Here is a 15,454-nt window from a genome sequence, read left to right on the forward strand (position 1 = left end):
GCGGACCGCCACCGTCACGGCCTGCCGCCGGAAAGCCATGCCCCCTTGATCTCCTCGATCCTCCGGACCAACCGGTCCCGCCGGGCATCCCCGCGGGGAGACTTCCCCGGCGGCCCCACCTGGATGGCGTCTCCCCGGATGCCCATCCTTTCGAGCTCCGAAAGGAGGGCCTTCTTCTGCTCGCTTTCCGCCTCTTCCGTTTGGGAGTGAAACGCTTCCAGCAGGCGGCCCAGTTCCTCCACAAACCTCCGTTCTCCTTCCCGGGCCACGGCTTTCAGTGCCGCCATGGCCGCTCCCGCCGACTCGGAGGATTCCAGGCGATCCAAAAGCCCCCGGATCACCTCCATGCGGACGGCCTCGCGGAAGGAATCGGGCACCTGGGCCAGGGCCTCCTGGAGCTGCTCCGGTTGCCAGAGTCCTTCCACGGCCTTGTGGACATATCCCGGGGCCTTTTCCAGATGTTCGGCCCGCTCGGCGGCCCGGCGCTCTTCTTCGCTCATGATCATGTGCCTGGTTCTTTCCATGACGAGATCGATGGTGCTCTTGATTTCCGCCATAGGTTTCCTCTCCTGCCGATTGGTTGGCTGGTCTTGAAGGCTTCCAGGGCCCTGAATATATCTCCTTGACAGAAGAGGGGCAATCCCCTAAAAAAGAAAACTTATTCTAAGTATTTCATGAGGATAACATTTGCAGATGGCCTCACTCCCGCTCATCCAGTGCTTCCACGTGGCCAAGAGTTATGTGGCCGGGGAGGACATCCTTCGGGACGCCAACCTCCAGATTCTCAAGGGGGAATTCCTGTTCCTCATGGGACCCAGCGGGGCGGGCAAGAGTACCTTCCTCAAGATGCTCCTGGGCCTCGAAGCTCCCACCCGGGGCCATATCCTGGTGGACGGAAGAAACATCCACCGCTTGTCCCGCAAGGATATTCCCGCCTACCGGCGAACGGTGGGCATGGTTTTTCAGGACTTCAAGCTGCTGCCCCGGGACTCCGTGGCCTACAACGTGGCCCTGCCCCTTGTGGCCGCTGGGCGCCCGCCCGGCCTGGTGCGCAGCAAGGTGAAGGCCCTTTTGCAATTTGTGGGGCTGGAAAAGAAGGCAGGCACCCCTTGCTGCCGGCTGTCGGGAGGCGAGCAGCAGCGGGTGGCCCTGGCGAGGGCGGTGGCCAACGATCCCTGGATCCTGTTGGCGGACGAGCCCACGGGAAACCTGGATCCGTGTGCATCCGCCGTGGTCATGGAGCTCATGAAGGCCGTGCACGACCGTGGGACCACGGTGGTGGTGGCCACGCATGACCCGTCTCTGTTGGAGCACATTCCCGAAGCTCGCCGGGTGCACATCCACGAGGGCGTCTTTTACGAGGAGGCGGAAGCTTCCTCAACCGTCTGTGCATCCGCGTTGGGAGGCCCCGGATGGGATTGAGCCGTTGGGGATACTATCTGGCGCGGGCGGTGGGCGGATTCAGGAAAAACCCCCTGCCGGCGAGCGTGAGTGTGCTGGTCGTGGCGTTGAGCCTTTTCCTGACCTGGCTTTTCTGTCTTGGTCTTTGGGGGATTTACCGGGTGGTGCCTCACCTGTTTTCCCCATCCAAGGCGGTCGTCTACCTGGAAAAGGGCCTTTCGGTCCAGGAAACGGAACGGGTGAAAAAAACCGTTGCCGGCTGGTCTTTTGTGGAAGAATGCCGCTACAAGAGCCCTGAAGAGGTGCTGGAGGAACTGCGAAGACGCTATGCAGGATGGGACGATGTATTCCAAGGGCTCGACGAAAACCCCCTGCCGCCCGCCCTGGAGGTGCGCTTGCGAGCTTCGGACGACATGGAGGCGGCGCTTCGTTCGTTTGAAGAGCAGGCGCGATCGCTGGGCGGGGTCCAAGATGTGCTCACGGCACAGGCCTGGTCCGCGGAAACTCGCCGCCTGATGCGGACCCTCATGGGGGCGGGGATCTTTTTGGCGGGGGCCCTGCTTGTAAGTTCCATCCTTATTGTTGCCAATACGGTGCGGCTGGCCTTTTACGGGCGCAGGGACGAATGGGAAGTGCTCCTGGTGGTCGGGGCGCCGCCGTCTTTTATCAAGATGCCGTTCTATCTGGAAGGGATCTTGCAAGGTGTTCTGGGAGCCGTTTGTGCCGCTTTTCCCCTGTGGGGCGTGGTGCGGCTGGCTGCGGAGGTGTTGCCTCCGGGCCTGTGGGCGGGCGCTTTGGGCCTTGGGGACGCCGGAGCCCTTCTGGGCGTCTTGATTTTGACCGGGGCGGGATTGAGCTGGCTGGGGGCGAGGCTGGCGCTTCGCCGTGTGGTGTCCTACTGATCCGGGCCGGATCCCGAGGGTGTCCGATGCATGGCTTGCGGCAAACCATTGTCTGCTTCTTTCTGGTGACGGCTGCCTTGGCGGATATCTCTTTCGCAGGCCTCGATGGAAACCGGGGAACTCTCCTTCCGGAGGGGGCGCGGAGGGCGTGGGCGGCGGATAGCTCGCAGGATCCCAAGAGCCTTCTTCAGGAAATCGATGCCTTGGAGAAACGCCTGGAGGAGGTGGTCGACCGAATGGAGAGCCTGGCTCGCGAAAGGGATCGGCTGGCGCAGGAGACGGCCCGGCTGGAGCAAAGCCTTGCAGATCGGAAGGCTGCCCATGCCCGCACGAAACAACGGGCGCTCCGGCGCCTGAACTCCCTTGCCAAGGTGGACTGGCTGCGTCTCGTTGCCATGGGCGGTTTGCGTGGGGATGAGGACTTTGCGCTTTTTCACGGGGCCTATGCCCTCCGGGAGCTTCTCCGGATGGACGGCGGGCTCTTGAGGCGACTTGCTTCCGAACGCGAATCTCTGAAGGCGGCCCAAGCGCAGCTGTCGGAACGCCGCAAGGAGATGGAGCGTGTTCTCCGGGAATCGGCCGATGAGCGGGAACGCCTCGACGAGATCAAGGAGCGAAAGATCCTGGCTCTCATCCGGTTCCAGGAGGAGCGGAAAGCCGCGCCGCCTAAGGAAAACCCTGACGAATCGGCGAAGCGCAAGAGAATCGCCCGGGTTCCGGTCCGGACCTGCCCCTTCGAGAGCCTCAAGGGGCGTCTGCCTCTGCCCGTTTCGGGGCAAGTCAAAAGGGAGGGGACAAAAAAACGTTCGCCTGGCTCCTCCATCCTTTATAATGACGGTGTGCTCATCGAAACGGATCCCCGAGAGCCGGTGCGGGCGGTGCACGACGGGGTGGTGGTTTTTGCGGATATCTTCCGTGGTTACGGTCGCTTGATGATCATCGACCATGGAGACCACTACTTCAGCCTCCTGGCCCACCTGGGAGCGTTTCTCAAGCGCACGGGGGATCGGGTGCGGGCCGGCGAACCCGTGGCGACCCTGATGCAAAAGGCTGACAGCGCCAAGGCAATGCTGTATTTTGAGTTGCGGCATAAAGGCCGACCGGTGCGGGTCGAGGATTGGCTGGCGGCTGGAAAATCGATGGAGAGTTAAAGGAAAGGCCAATGCGAAAAAGCAACAGGAAAATCATCGTCTTCACCTTGGGCATCGTCTTTGTGTTGACCGGCTGGGTCTCTCTGAAGTCGGTGGCCACCGGGGCCGAGAAAAGCATCTACGAACAACTCAAGCTGTTCAGCGACGTTATGAACCTGGTCCAGGAGCACTACGTGGAGGAGGTGGATTCCCAGACGCTGATCTACGGAGCCATCAGCGGCATGCTCCATGAGCTCGATCCCCACTCCAGTTTCCTGCGACCGGAAGACTACAAGGAACTGGAGATCGAAACCAAGGGCAAGTTCGGGGGGATCGGCATCGAGATCACCATCCGAAACGGCGTGCTGACGGTGGTGGCGCCTCTGGAAGACACACCGGCCGATCGGGCGGGCATCCAGGCCAATGACCAGATCATCAAGATCGACGGGGCGCCCACCCAGGAGATGAGCCTGATGGAGGCCGTTCAGAAGATGCGCGGGCCCAAGGGGACCAAGGTCCGACTCACCATCCTGAGGGAAGGGGCCCGGAAGCCTCTGGAGTTTGAGCTGGTCCGGGACATCATCTCCATCCGGAGCGTGCGCACGCGGCCTTTGGAGAAAGGCTACGGCTACGTGCGCATCTCCAGCTTCCAGAGCGGGACGGGACGGGATCTGCGAAAGACCTTGGAAAAACTCGAAAAGGAAGACGGCCCGCTCCAGGGGCTCATCCTGGATCTGCGAAACAACCCCGGCGGGCTGCTGGACCAGGCCGTGGCCGTGGCGGATGAATTCCTTGACGAGGGCCTCATTGTCTACACCGGCGGCCGTCGCGAAAGCCAGCAAATGAAATTCGAAGCCCACAAGGGTTCGGCGCGGCATCCGTATCCCATTGTGGTGCTGGTCAATGGCGGCAGCGCCAGCGCATCGGAAATCGTAGCGGGAGCGTTGCAAGACCACAAGCGGGCCGTGATCATTGGGGAACCCACCTTCGGCAAGGGCTCGGTCCAAACCGTCATCCCCTTGAAGGACGGCTCCGCGGTGCGCCTGACCACTTCCCTCTACTACACACCCAGCGGCCGGTCCATCCAGGCCAAAGGCATTCATCCGGACATTGTGGTCAAGAGGGAAGTGAAGGCGGTCAATGAAAACAGCGACGACGAAGAGCTGATGCGCCGCATCCGGGAAAAGGACCTCCCCCGCCACATGGAGACGCCGGAAAATGAGACGAAAGATGCGGAGGAATCCGACTCCGTGACCCAAGAGACGGAGCAGTGGCTGGAGCAGGACAACCAGGTGCGCCGCGCCCTGGAGCTCTTGAAGAGCTACAAGATCATGGCTCAGATGACCTTCTAGGAGCGTGTCCGACAATGACAAATTTACCTCGTTCAACGCCCATTCGTCATCCCCGCGAAAGCGGGGATCCAGAATTTCCAGCAGGTTATGGACTCCCGCTTTCGCGGGAGTGACGGTTGGGGGAGTTCTCAGACCGCCTCCTAGGAGGCTGCCCGAAAACGTCGCGGATGATCTCCTTTCTCTTAGCGCAGCTCTTTAGGGCTGCGGAGGAATCCTCGGCCGTCGGATGGCCCATCGGGTATTGCCTGTCAGTTTATCGGGTTAGTGTGCTCCCTTTTCCGCGGGGCTGAAGCCCCGCGGCTACGAAGTGATTGGAAATTCCCGGGCCTCTTGAGCCTGAAAACCATTCTCGGACAGGCTCCTGGGCCCTGAGCCTTTCGGGGCGGTGGAAAATGGCGCAAACAGGGGGAAAAAGACCCCGGAAATCAGGGGCTTCAGCGGGAGGGCGGAAGTCCGATCGAAGCGGATCGAGGGCAGGGCGGAAGGCCGGAACCGGAGCGGGGAAGAATGCGGCCCGTAACAGCCTTTTCCTCCCGCTGCTCACCGTCTGGTTCATCGCCCTGGTGGTATTGGCCAGCCTGCTCTATTGGGGCCGCGGACCCTACCGGGGTCTGTGGAAGAGCGGCCGGCCGGCCGGAGTCCCTGCGGAAAGGACAGTCGAGCGGGGGGCGCCGGCTGCGGTACCGACGCCCCGCACGGAACCCAGGCCTCCAGCCGGCCCCGAGCACACATCCACCTCCACCCAAGCACGGGGTGATTCCGCGGAAAGCCGGCCGCACGCTGCGGCCGTGGGCGGGGGATCCCCGGCCCCGTTTCCCCGTGAGGAAGCGCCCCCGGCCGGACCTCCCCTGGCCCAGGTGGCCATCGTCATCGATGATTTCGGCCAGGACCTTTCCATGGCCAAACGGTTTCTCAACATCCCGATCTCCATCACCTTCTCCATTCTTCCCGGACTCAAGCACTCGCGGGAAATCGCCGAACTTGCCACCGTTCACGGGCACGAGGTGATGATTCATATGCCCATGGAGCCGGAAGGGTACCCGGAGAAGAACCCGGGCCCCGGGGCCCTGCTGGTTTCCATGTCCCGTCGCCAGATCGAGAAGAGCCTGGACGACGCCTTTCGGGAAAACCCCTACGCCAGGGGAATCAACAACCACATGGGCTCCCGGTTCACGGCTTCCAAAGAACAGATGGAACGGGTGCTGAGCCGACTCAAGAAACAGGGGCTCTACTTTCTGGACAGCTACACCAGCCCCAACAGCGTGGGAGTGCATCTGGCGAAGCAGATGGGTGTTGCCACGATCAAGCGGGACATCTTTCTGGATCATGTGCCCACCGAAACCTTTGTGAGAAAGCAGATACGGGAGCTCATCCGCAGGGCCAGGATCCAGGGCAGGGCCGTGGCCATCGGCCATCCCTACCCGGTCACGCTGAAAGTGCTCCAGGAAGAGGCCCTTTCCTTTGAAAAAGAGGGCATCGAAGTGGTTCCCCTGGGCAGGCTCGTCAACGGGGGGTGAGCAGGGGATGTCCACCCCGCTCGGGCATGAATCCCGCTCCTATGGTAGCGGGTTGAAGTCTTGCGTAGGGGCGGCGAGCGCGTGTCCGCTCGCCAGGCACGGGGCGGTGGCGGGGATCCGCGTCCGTGGAAGGTACAACGGCCCAGGCGGCTGTCCGAGAACGGCAGATTTGCGCCGTTCAACGCCCATTCGTCATCCCCGCGAAAGCGGGGATCCAGAATTTCCAGTAAGTTATGGACTCCCGCTTGCGCGGGAGTGACGGGTGGCGGCGTTTTCAGACAGGCTCCCAGGAGCTTGTCCAAAAATGTTTTTCCAGCTGGGAAGGCCGGGAGCCCCCTTCTCCTTGTAGCCGCGGGGCTTTGGCCCCGCGGAAAGGGCCGTGGTAACTCCATGAAGTGACAGGAAATACACGATGGCCTATCCGAAGGCCGGGATTCCTCCGCAGCCCTAAAAGGCTGCGCTACGAGAAGAGAGGTTGTCCGCGGCGTTCTCAGACAGGCTCTAGGTTTCCATGAAATCCGGACTTTGCTGACGGGAGGGTCTCGGCGATGTGGAACTGGATGCGGAAAGCCGCATTCCTTTTGCTTTGTCTGGTTATGCTCGTGAGAAACGGGCCCGCCGCCCTCTGTTCGGAAACCGGGACGGTTCCCACCGGGGCGAAGGAAAAGATCGGCAGCCCAAGTCCGCGGCCGGCCATCCGGGTGGACAAGCTCCATGTGGACTTGGGCGAGGTGAGCGAAGACGGGGCGCTGCTCCATGACTTTCTGGTAAGGAACGAGGGGGAAGCCCCCCTGCACATCCAAGACGTGCGCCCCGGCTGAGGCTGCAGCGTGGCCCGGTTCGACCGGGAAATCCCTCCCGGCGGTGAGGGAAAGATCACGCTCAGGGTGAACGTGGCCGGCTACCAGGGAAAGGTTTCCAAGGGGGCCACCGTTTACTGCGATGACCCGGAAAACCCCAGGCTTCGCCTGAGTCTCAGTGCCAGGGTGGTGCCTCACGTGGCGGTTCGTCCTTCCGACAGCGTCTTTTTCCGGGGGCCGGCCAAGGCCCTGAAGCCCGGCGTGGTGGAGCTGGAATCTCGCAATGAGCGGTGGACGATCACCGGGCTGGAGAACGGGCTTTCAGGAAAGGTGGACGTGGCGGTGGAGCCTGTGGAAGAAGGGCATCTCTACCGGCTGGTGATCACCAATCTGGTGGAAAAGGGGAATTACTCCGGTGTGATCACTTGCCGAACGGACCATCCCAAAAAGCCCGAGATCCGCGTTCACGTGAGAGGCATGATCGAAGGGGTGGTGGGGGTTCGCCCCACCAGCGTGGTGGTGGGGAGACTCAAGGCCGGGCTCCCGGTCCGGCCGGGGCGCCTCCTGGTGGTGAGCAACCTGGACAGCCCCTTCACCATCACCCGGCTGGACTATGACCAGGCCCTTTTGGAAGTAATCCGGAATCCGCTCCCCGATCGTCCCGGCTACAGCCTCGAACTGCGGCCACGCCTGGCGTCCGTCGCCCAGGGGACCCAGCGCCATACGACCTTGACCATCGAAACGGACGTGGAAGCCGGCGAGCGGCACGTGGTAAACGTCTTCGTGGTGAATCGCTAGAGGTCCTTCCGAAAAGGGCCATGACCATTAGCGGGGATCCGCCCTCCTGTGGACCAATCCCCATCCTTACGGCCCGCCGGGGGACGCTCCCCGGGGTTGGTAGAGGCAAAGGGGCTCTTCGGCCATGTAGTTCCCGGTGGCTTCAAAGGCGCGTGCCCGACATCCCCCGCAGACCCGCACATATTCGCACCGACCGCATTTGCCTTCCAGGGCCTTATAGTCCCTCAGCTTCAGGAAGACCGGAGATGCTTCCCAGATTTCCCGGAAGGATTGCTCCCTCACGTTTCCGCAATCCACTTCCAGATATCCGCAGGGCTGCACCTGTCCCACGTGGGACACAAAGCAAAAGCCGGTGCCCCCCAGACACCCTCGGGTCATGGCGTCCAGGCCGAAGGTGGCCATATCCACCCTCCTGCCGTCCCGGCGGGCCCTCTGTCTCAGGATCCGATAATAATGGGGGGCGCAGGTGGCCTTGAGCTGCAGGGGGACTTGGTCTCTTTGCTCGTAGAACCAATGGAGCGTCTTCTCGTACTGCTCGGCGTTGATGGCCTGTTCCTCCAAATTCTTGCCCCGGCCGGTGGGCACCAGCAGGAAGATGTGGTGGGCCGCGGCGCCCAGATCCACCGCCAGTTTCTGGATGGACTCCAGCTCGTGGATGTTCTGGGCCGTGATGGTGGTATTGATCTGGAAGGGCAGGCCGGCTTCCCGGGAGTTTCGAATCCCGCGCATGGCCCCCTCGAAGGCCCCCGGAACGCGGCGGAAGGCATCGTGGCTTTGGGCCGTGGCCCCGTCGATGCTGATGCTGATCCTCTGGATGCCGACCTCCACCATCTTCCGCGCCGCCTCTCGGGTGACCAGGGTTCCGTTGGGGGCCATGGTCATGCGAAGGCCCAGGGAGTTCCCGTAGGAGGCCAGCTCGAAAATGTCGGGCCGGAGCAACGGCTCTCCGCCCGTGAGGATGATAATGGGCTTGGCGAAGGAGGCGATGTCGTCCAGGATCCGCCGGCACTCTTCCGTGGTCAGCTCGTTCTCGTAAGGTTTGTCCACGGCCGCCGCCCGGCAGTGGATGCACGACAGATTGCATGTGCGGGTCACCTCCCAGGCCACAAGCCGAAGGGAGAAGGCGCCTCCCGGGGGCGAGGCGTCCTGGGAAGAACCGTGGGTCTGGGCCGAGGGGCGGGATCCTTGCGGGTTCATGGCGCCGCCTCAGGAAGCCGAAAGGATGCGGGCGGCATCCTTGGCGAAGTAAGTGATGATGCAGTCGGCTCCGGCCCGGTGGATGGCCGTGAGGGTTTCCATCATGACGCGCTCCTCGTCCAGCCAGCCCTGCATGGCCGCCGCCTTGATCATGGAATATTCCCCGCTCACGTTGTAGGCGGCCACCGGATAATCGTATTCCTCCTTTACCCGGCGGATGATGTCCAGGTAGGCCAAGGCGGGCTTGACCATCACGATGTCCGCCCCTTCCTCGATATCCAGGTTCACCTCCCGGAGGGCCTCCAGGGCGTTGGCGGGGTCCATCTGATAGGCGCGGCGGTCGCCGAACTGGGGGGCCGAGTCGGCGGCGTCGCGAAACGGGCCGTAGAAGGACGAACAATACTTGGCTGAATAGGCCATGACGGCCACCCGGTCGAAGCCGTTCTCGTCCAGGGCGTGGCGGATGGCTCCCACGCGTCCGTCCATCATGTCCGACGGGGCCACCATGTCGGCCCCCGCTTCGGCGTGGGAGAGAGCCGTCCGGGCCAGCACTTCCAGGGTGGCGTCGTTGTGGACCTCATGGCCGTCCAGGATGCCGCAGTGGCCGTGGCTGGTGTATTCGCACAGGCACACGTCGGTGATCACCACCAGTTCGGGAAAACGGTCCTTGAGGGCCTTGACAGTGGTTTGCACCGCGGCGTCAGGGTCGTAGGCCTCCGATCCCTTTTCGTCCTTGGCCTCGGGAAGGCCGAACAAGATCACGGCAGGGATGTTCAGCCGCTGGAGCTCTTCCGTCTCCCGGACGGCCGTGTCCGGCGAAAGATGAAAGACGCCGGGCATGGAGGCGATGGGGTTTCGGATGTCCTTTCCCTTCCTGACGAAGAGGGGGTAGATGAATCGGTCCGGTGACAGGCGCGTTTCCCGGATCATTCTCCGAAGATTTTCCGTTCGGCGGAGCCGACGGGGCCGGTAGTCAGGAAACCACATGGGGCGTTCCTCCCTCGCCAACGATCCTGGCGGTCCATGGGCCGCCGCTCTTTTGCATCATGCGATGCCGATTTCCGTGTCCGTCAGATAGCAGGCCGGATCCGGCGCCCACAGGTCGCCGGTGGCGGCCTCCGCCCGCACCCGGAAGTTTCCCGCGCAGATATCGAGCCAGCGGCACCGGGCGCACCGCCCCTTCACGTGGGGCTTTTTATCCTTCAGCTTTGCCATGAGCGGGTTGGACAGGTCCGACCAGATCTCGCTGAAGGGCCTTTCCCGCACGTTGCCGAAGCTGTAGTGGCGCCAGAACTGGTCCGCATGCACCCGGCCGTCCCAGCTCACGCAACCGATGCCCCGGCCGGAGCTGTTTCCTTCGTTCATCTGCAGGAGCTTCAACACGTCTTCGGCCCGGGGGGAGCCCTCCCGGAGAAGACGGAGGTACACGTAAGGGCCGTCGGCATGGTTATCCACGGTGAGCACTTCCTTGGGCTTTCCGCGCCGGTGCAGATCCGCCGTCCGGTCGATGATGAGATCCACCGCCCGGCGGGTCTCCTCGTGGGAGAGATCTTCTTCCATGAGGGCCGAACCGCGGCCGGAATAGACCAGGTGATAGAAGCAGACCCTGGGAATGTCCCGCTCTTCCAGCAGATCGAAGATGGCGGGGATCTCGGAGGCGTTACGCCGGTTCATGGTGAACCGAAGCCCCACCTTAATGCCCGCCTCCCGGCAGGCGGCGATGCCGTCCAGGGCCATGCGGAAAGCGCCCTTCACCCCCCGGAAGCGGTCATTGACCTCCTCCATGCCGTCCAGGCTGATGCCCACGTAGGAAAGCCCCACCTTCTTGAGTTCCTGGGCCACCCGCGGGGTGATGAGGGTTCCGTTGGTGGAGATCACCGCCCGCATGCCTTTCCGGACGGCGTAGTCGGCCAGTTCCACCAGGTCCGGTCGCATCAGGGGCTCCCCGCCGGAAAAGAGCACCACCGGGCATCCGAAAGCGGCCAGATCGTCCAGGAGCGCCTTGCCCTCGGCCGTGGTGAGCTCGTCCGGGAAGGCCCGGTCCTTGGCGTGGGCGTAGCAGTGGACGCACTTGAGGTTGCAGCGGCGGGTCATGTTCCAAACCACCACGGGCTTCTTGTCTTCGGAAAACTGGAGGAGGTGGGAGGGCAGATCGCGGCTCCTGCGGCCGTAGCGGAGCGCGTCGGAAGGCTCCACCGTGCCGCAGTAGAGTTTGGAGATGCCGATCATGAGCGGGTGTCCTTTCTAGTCTTCATCCCTTTCCTGCAAGGGATACTTGCGATACGTCTCTCGGATCAGGTTGTCCAGGTACGAACCGGGTTCCTCCACCGCCTCCCGGGGCAGGATGAACTGGGTCTGACCGCTGCGCTCCGCGACCAGCTTGAACCCGTAATCGTAATCGCGGGAGATCTCCCGGCAGACGGACCCGGCCGGCTTGTTTTCCCTGAGAGCCCGGCTCACGATGGCCGTGACGGCCTGGTCGTCGAAATGGATGCGATAGCCATGGCGCTCGTGGAACTCGTCCTCGAAGACCTTCACCTGATTGTACAGGGTGATCATCTCGTCGAAGAGATCCTCCAAGGGCTCCCCGGTCCTCAGGTGCTGCTCGACCAGCAGATCTAAACGGCTTTGTGTGAAAACGAAAGGGTAATTTTGGACATAGTGCTTCTTTTTCCTGAGCACCTGTTCCCGGACGGCTTCCTTTTCCTCCCGAAGGATCCTTTCGTAGATGCGGCGGCGTTCGGGGGAATCCGGGTCCTTCAGAATTTTCTCCAGCTCCGCCTCCGGTTCCAGGACCATTTCCCGGGTCACCACCAGGTAGCGGATGGAAGTGGAGGGCAGCTTTTTTTCGAAGCCCAGCAAGGCCCGCTCGATGACACTCACCAGACCCCGGGCCCCCGTCTTTTCCTGATAAGCCTTTTCCGCCAGCACGCGAAGGGCCTCGTCTTCGAATTTGAGATCGATGCCGTAGCAGCGGAAGTCCTCCTTCTTTCCCTGGATGATGGGGTTGTTGGGGTTTTTCAGGATCTGGTAGAGATCCTCCACCTCCAGGGGTTCCAGGACGGCGATCACGGGAAGGCGCCCCACGAATTCGCTTTCGAACCCGTATGCGATGAGATCCTCCGCCTTGACGTGCTGGAGGTACTTGAAATCGTCCGAGCGGCTCTGGACCGAGGCCTTGAACCCGAGGCCCTGCTGATGGAGCCTTTTCTTGACCTTTTCGGCCAGGCCGTTGAAGGCGCCGCTCACAATGAAGAGGATGTTCTTGGTGTTGATGGTCTGCTTTTCCCGTTTGCCCGATTTGCGGTACTGCTCGATGGCCTGCAGCTGGGAGATGGGGTCGTGGGGAACCCGAAGATCCACCTCCGTCTCCTCCATGGGTTTCAAAAGCGCCCGCTGAACTCCCGTTCGGGACACATCGGGGCCGATGAGGTTGGAGGCGGATGCGATCTTGTCGATCTCATCGATATAGATGATGCCGTACTGGGCCAGCTCCAGATCGTCGTCCGCAGCCCGGACCAGATCCCGCACCAGATCCTCCACGTCGCCGCCCACGTATCCGGTTTCGCTGAACTTGGTGGCATCGCCCTTGACGAAGGGAACCCCCAGCTTCTGGGCGATGAGCTTGATCAGGTAGGTCTTGCCCACTCCGGTGGGGCCCATGAGAATGATGTTGTTCTTGATGCGGCCCACGGCGCTGTCGGGAGCCCGGCGCCCGTGTTCCATCTGCCACTTGATCCGGTTGTAATGGGTGCAGATCTTGGTGGCCAGAATCGCCTTGGCCTGGTCCTGTTTGACCACGTACTGGTCCAGGTAGGCCTCCAGTTCCTCGGGCTTCATGTCGAATTGGATCTTTTCCAAACCACGGGGACCCGATTCCTTGGTCTTGGATTCCTTGGCGGAGGGCATCATCATGGGGGAGATGACCCTGACCGGTCGTCCGTATTTCTTGGAAAGGTACTCGCTCAGCTCTCTTTCCAGCTCTTCCTGATCGGGAAGTTTTTGGAACTTGTCGCTCATGGCTCACCTAACGTTTTTTAATTTCAAGCAATTACCGCGAAAGCGCCCTCGTACTATAAACACTTCCGTGGCCCATTTCAACCGACGCCGGCGCGCTTGCCCAGCCGCTCCAAAATGGAAAACCCACCCGAGCGGGTGGGTTTTGTTCTCGTGCAGTCGGCTGTTGGGGAATCCGGCGGGGCATCAACGCCATAGTTTGTCGTTTCCGCACACCTTTCGCACCAATTCCCGATAATCCTTGGCGCCCGGGGAGCCGGGGGCGTATTCGTAGATGGTCTGGCCGTGGCCGGGAGCTTCGCTGAGCCGCACGTTGTAGCGAACCGGCGGGCAGAGCCGGCTGTTGAAATGGGATTCCAGCTGGGAGAGGATCTCTTCGGATTGCTTGACCCGCTTGTCCATGAAGGTGGGCACCACGTATCTGAGGCTCAGGTCCTTGTGGTAGGTTTGGACTGAGGCCAGGCTGCGGCAGAATTCCAACAGGCCCTGGATGGCCATGACCTCGAGACTGACGGGGGTCAGGACTTCCTTGACATAAAAAAGCACGTTGATGGTGAGCACGTCCCAGCCCGGGGAGGTGTCCAGGATGACGAAGTCGAAGTGGCTGTCGAAGGGGCTGAGGGCCTCGGTGAGCATCATTTCGCTCCGGAAATCCTTCCTGGCGATGAGCCGTTTCACTCCCGCCAGCGATTTTCCTCCAGCGAGAAGAGAGAGCCGCTCTCGGGCCTCCACCATGCAGTCCTGGGGGATGACCTCCCCGGTCATGAGCTCGGTGAGTCCCGCCTTGGGCTTCACTCCCAGCATGTAGGCAGCCTGGCCCTGGGTGTCCGTGTCCACCAGCAGCACCTTGTAGCCGGCAAGGGCCAGGCCAGCGGCCAGATTGACAGCCGTGGTGGTCTTGCCGACTCCTCCTTTGCTGAGGGAGACGGCGATGCGTCGGGTCTTCCTGTCCGTCTTGGCTTCGAGGTCTTGGACCTGTGCCGGGCCGTCCTGCTGTCGGGGGATGGGAAACTTGTGCCCGCAATAGATGCATTTGGCGGCCTTGACCTTGTCGGACAGGCGGGTTTCGTCGATCTTGTGCTGTCTCTTACAACTGGGGCAGATGATAATCATTGTTCACCCTCGCCGTGCTTGGTTTTCTCGGCGTTCTCATGTTTCCGGGCGTTCTTTTTGGGAATCCCTGTGATGAGTTTGAGCAACCGGCTGGAGCGGCCGGAAACCTCCAAATCTTTGAGCATCGTCTTCAGAGCCAATTCCACGATGAGGGACTTGGAGATCTTCGGGGCGCCCGTCCCCTCGGTGAGATCCACCAACGTTTGCTGTGCTGCATCCAGTTTCCGGATCAGGGCCTTGGTCAGGTAGTAGGTAGCTTTTTTCTTGGTGCGCGGTGCACGCATGCGTCGAGCGGGCTGGGGCTCCGGGGACGGCTCGGGGCTTCCGGCGCGCTGCTCCAGGCGTTTCAGGTAGAAAGCGAGTCGTTCGATGAGGTCGTTTTCCTGAGTTGTGACTTGGGGCGCTTTTCCCAGCAGGAGCTCGGTCATGATGTCCGGTCTGTGATCTTTCGGTTCCGACACCAAGTTCCCTCCACTCTGATGCCCGCTTCCATGTTCCAAAGAAATCAATTCCAGACCCATGGCCGTCTTCCCCTCGACTCGATCCGAAGGACCGCTCCGATCCGGGTCGTCAGTGGGAGTCATTGTCGGTCGCCTACTGCTTGGCAAAGAAGCGCTCCCGGGCTTTCTGAACGAAATCCTCTACGAACAGCCGGTCTTCTTCCGACTGGAATTCCAGCGCCAACCCGTAGAGAACACCCCCTTCTTCCAACGGGGTTGCATGTCGGATGACGGCCCGGGCCTGTATGGACCGTTCACCGTAGTGGATCTGCACGTCGGTGAGCTTGTCTCCAGGGGAGAATCGATCGGCCCGTTCATCGGTCAGACCGATGCCGCCTTCGCTGACATTGGCCACCGACAGGGCGGAGCCCCCGATGGTGACGCGTACCGGGGTGTCTTCGTCCACCGGCACCCGGAAGGATTTCCTTACGACGTTTTCTTCCGGCGAAAGGCCCTTCAGGGTCAGAATCTCTTCGAATTCCTCAAGTTCGGACAGGATGGATTCCACGCCCTTACTTCCCATGGATGTGCCCTCCGCTTGTTTGGATTGTTTCCTGATTTGCCATGAGCGTTTCCTTCGAGGAATCCGCCGTCGAGGCTGCCGGGGCTCTCAAGTGGTGTCACCACGCAAGTCATGGCTTCCACTTATAAGGTTCGGATGTTCGTGATCTTCCCTTTAAGGAATTTATCGAGTGGAATCCTCCGTGGGCCATGTTGCGAAAGGCCG

Annotated in this window: 14 protein-coding genes and 1 pseudogene; 7 read left to right on the top strand and 8 right to left on the bottom strand. The window is 61.7% G+C overall.

Going from position 1 to position 15,454, the window contains the following annotated elements; genetic code table 11:
* Positions 1 to 14: 14 nt before the first annotated feature.
* Positions 15 to 557: a hypothetical protein gene (locus tag BUB04_RS04135; RefSeq protein WP_073037229.1), complete on the bottom strand. Its 543-nt coding sequence runs from the start codon at positions 555 to 557 to the stop codon at positions 15 to 17.
* Between the two features lie 136 nt (positions 558 to 693).
* On the opposite strand from BUB04_RS04135, the gene BUB04_RS04140 reads away from it, so the two are divergent.
* From BUB04_RS04140 to BUB04_RS04170, 7 genes are all read left to right on the top strand, one after another.
* Positions 694 to 1,422, top strand: a complete 729-nt coding sequence (locus BUB04_RS04140) for a cell division ATP-binding protein FtsE (protein WP_073037231.1) — start codon at positions 694 to 696, stop codon at positions 1,420 to 1,422.
* Complete coding sequence (locus tag BUB04_RS18940) at positions 1,413 to 2,303, top strand: cell division protein FtsX (protein WP_073037233.1); 891 nt, start codon at positions 1,413 to 1,415, stop codon at positions 2,301 to 2,303. Before BUB04_RS04140 ends, BUB04_RS18940 begins: the two co-directional genes overlap by 10 nt.
* 203 nt (positions 2,304 to 2,506) lie before the next feature.
* Entirely contained in the window at positions 2,507 to 3,454 is a 948-nt protein-coding gene (locus BUB04_RS04150; protein WP_178371897.1) for a murein hydrolase activator EnvC family protein, read from the top strand.
* A gap of 11 nt (positions 3,455 to 3,465) precedes the next feature.
* Positions 3,466 to 4,785 (top strand): S41 family peptidase, encoded by a 1,320-nt coding sequence (locus tag BUB04_RS04155; RefSeq protein ID WP_073037237.1) that lies wholly within the window; start codon positions 3,466 to 3,468, stop codon positions 4,783 to 4,785.
* 788 nt (positions 4,786 to 5,573) lie between these two features.
* Positions 5,574 to 6,302: a divergent polysaccharide deacetylase family protein gene (locus BUB04_RS19240; protein ID WP_073037238.1), complete on the top strand. Its 729-nt coding sequence runs from the start codon at positions 5,574 to 5,576 to the stop codon at positions 6,300 to 6,302.
* 548 nt (positions 6,303 to 6,850) lie between these two features.
* The gene (locus BUB04_RS04165; RefSeq protein ID WP_073037240.1) at positions 6,851 to 7,123 is read left to right on the top strand and encodes a DUF1573 domain-containing protein; all 273 of its coding nucleotides are present in this window, start codon (positions 6,851 to 6,853) and stop codon (positions 7,121 to 7,123) included.
* Between the two features lie 9 nt (positions 7,124 to 7,132).
* A complete protein-coding gene (locus BUB04_RS04170; protein ID WP_073037242.1) occupies positions 7,133 to 7,900 on the top strand; it encodes a hypothetical protein in 768 nt (255 codons plus the stop codon).
* Positions 7,901 to 7,966: 66 nt separating this feature from the next.
* Here the strand turns inward: BUB04_RS04170 and ahbD are convergent, their stop codons facing one another.
* The 7 genes and pseudogenes from ahbD to BUB04_RS04205 form a co-directional block, all read right to left on the bottom strand.
* Entirely contained in the window at positions 7,967 to 9,097 is a 1,131-nt protein-coding gene (gene ahbD / locus BUB04_RS04175; protein WP_084076144.1) for a heme b synthase, read from the bottom strand.
* A gap of 9 nt (positions 9,098 to 9,106) precedes the next feature.
* Entirely contained in the window at positions 9,107 to 10,084 is a 978-nt protein-coding gene (hemB, locus tag BUB04_RS04180; RefSeq protein WP_073037244.1) for a porphobilinogen synthase, read from the bottom strand.
* Between the two features lie 57 nt (positions 10,085 to 10,141).
* Positions 10,142 to 11,326 (bottom strand): 12,18-didecarboxysiroheme deacetylase, encoded by a 1,185-nt coding sequence (gene ahbC / locus BUB04_RS04185; RefSeq protein ID WP_073037246.1) that lies wholly within the window; start codon positions 11,324 to 11,326, stop codon positions 10,142 to 10,144.
* A 642-nt stretch (positions 11,327 to 11,968) separates the two neighbouring features.
* A pseudogene (locus BUB04_RS20395) lies at positions 11,969 to 13,117 on the bottom strand (AAA family ATPase); the annotation flags it as partial.
* Positions 13,118 to 13,300: 183 nt separating this feature from the next.
* Complete coding sequence (locus BUB04_RS04195) at positions 13,301 to 14,227, bottom strand: AAA family ATPase (RefSeq protein WP_073037250.1); 927 nt, start codon at positions 14,225 to 14,227, stop codon at positions 13,301 to 13,303.
* Positions 14,224 to 14,688 (bottom strand): hypothetical protein, encoded by a 465-nt coding sequence (locus BUB04_RS04200; RefSeq protein WP_143156345.1) that lies wholly within the window; start codon positions 14,686 to 14,688, stop codon positions 14,224 to 14,226. The genes BUB04_RS04195 and BUB04_RS04200 overlap by 4 nt, the downstream gene beginning before the upstream one ends.
* A 133-nt stretch (positions 14,689 to 14,821) precedes the next feature.
* Entirely contained in the window at positions 14,822 to 15,250 is a 429-nt protein-coding gene (locus BUB04_RS04205) for a PilZ domain-containing protein (protein WP_073037253.1), read from the bottom strand.
* Positions 15,251 to 15,454: the final 204 nt, after the last annotated feature.

The sequence above is a fragment of the Desulfacinum infernum DSM 9756 genome, assembly GCF_900129305.1.
GTDB lineage: Bacteria > Desulfobacterota > Syntrophobacteria > Syntrophobacterales > DSM-9756 > Desulfacinum > Desulfacinum infernum.

What these genes read in the sequence shown, in the direction of transcription:
- BUB04_RS04155 (WP_073037237.1), top strand. Translation starts at nt 3,466, where the DNA reads ATGCGAAAAAGCAACAGGAAAATCATCGTCTTCACCTTGGGCATCGTC.
- BUB04_RS18940 (WP_073037233.1), top strand. Translation starts at nt 1,413, where the DNA reads ATGGGATTGAGCCGTTGGGGATACTATCTGGCGCGGGCGGTGGGCGGA.
- BUB04_RS04140 (WP_073037231.1), top strand. Translation starts at nt 694, where the DNA reads ATGGCCTCACTCCCGCTCATCCAGTGCTTCCACGTGGCCAAGAGTTAT.
- BUB04_RS04195 (WP_073037250.1), bottom strand. Translation starts at nt 14,227, where the DNA reads ATGATTATCATCTGCCCCAGTTGTAAGAGACAGCACAAGATCGACGAA.
- ahbC (WP_073037246.1), bottom strand. Translation starts at nt 11,326, where the DNA reads ATGATCGGCATCTCCAAACTCTACTGCGGCACGGTGGAGCCTTCCGAC.
- BUB04_RS04205 (WP_073037253.1), bottom strand. Translation starts at nt 15,250, where the DNA reads ATGGGAAGTAAGGGCGTGGAATCCATCCTGTCCGAACTTGAGGAATTC.
- BUB04_RS04135 (WP_073037229.1), bottom strand. Translation starts at nt 557, where the DNA reads ATGGCGGAAATCAAGAGCACCATCGATCTCGTCATGGAAAGAACCAGG.
- hemB (WP_073037244.1), bottom strand. Translation starts at nt 10,084, where the DNA reads ATGTGGTTTCCTGACTACCGGCCCCGTCGGCTCCGCCGAACGGAAAAT.
- BUB04_RS04165 (WP_073037240.1), top strand. Translation starts at nt 6,851, where the DNA reads ATGTGGAACTGGATGCGGAAAGCCGCATTCCTTTTGCTTTGTCTGGTT.
- ahbD (WP_084076144.1), bottom strand. Translation starts at nt 9,097, where the DNA reads ATGAACCCGCAAGGATCCCGCCCCTCGGCCCAGACCCACGGTTCTTCC.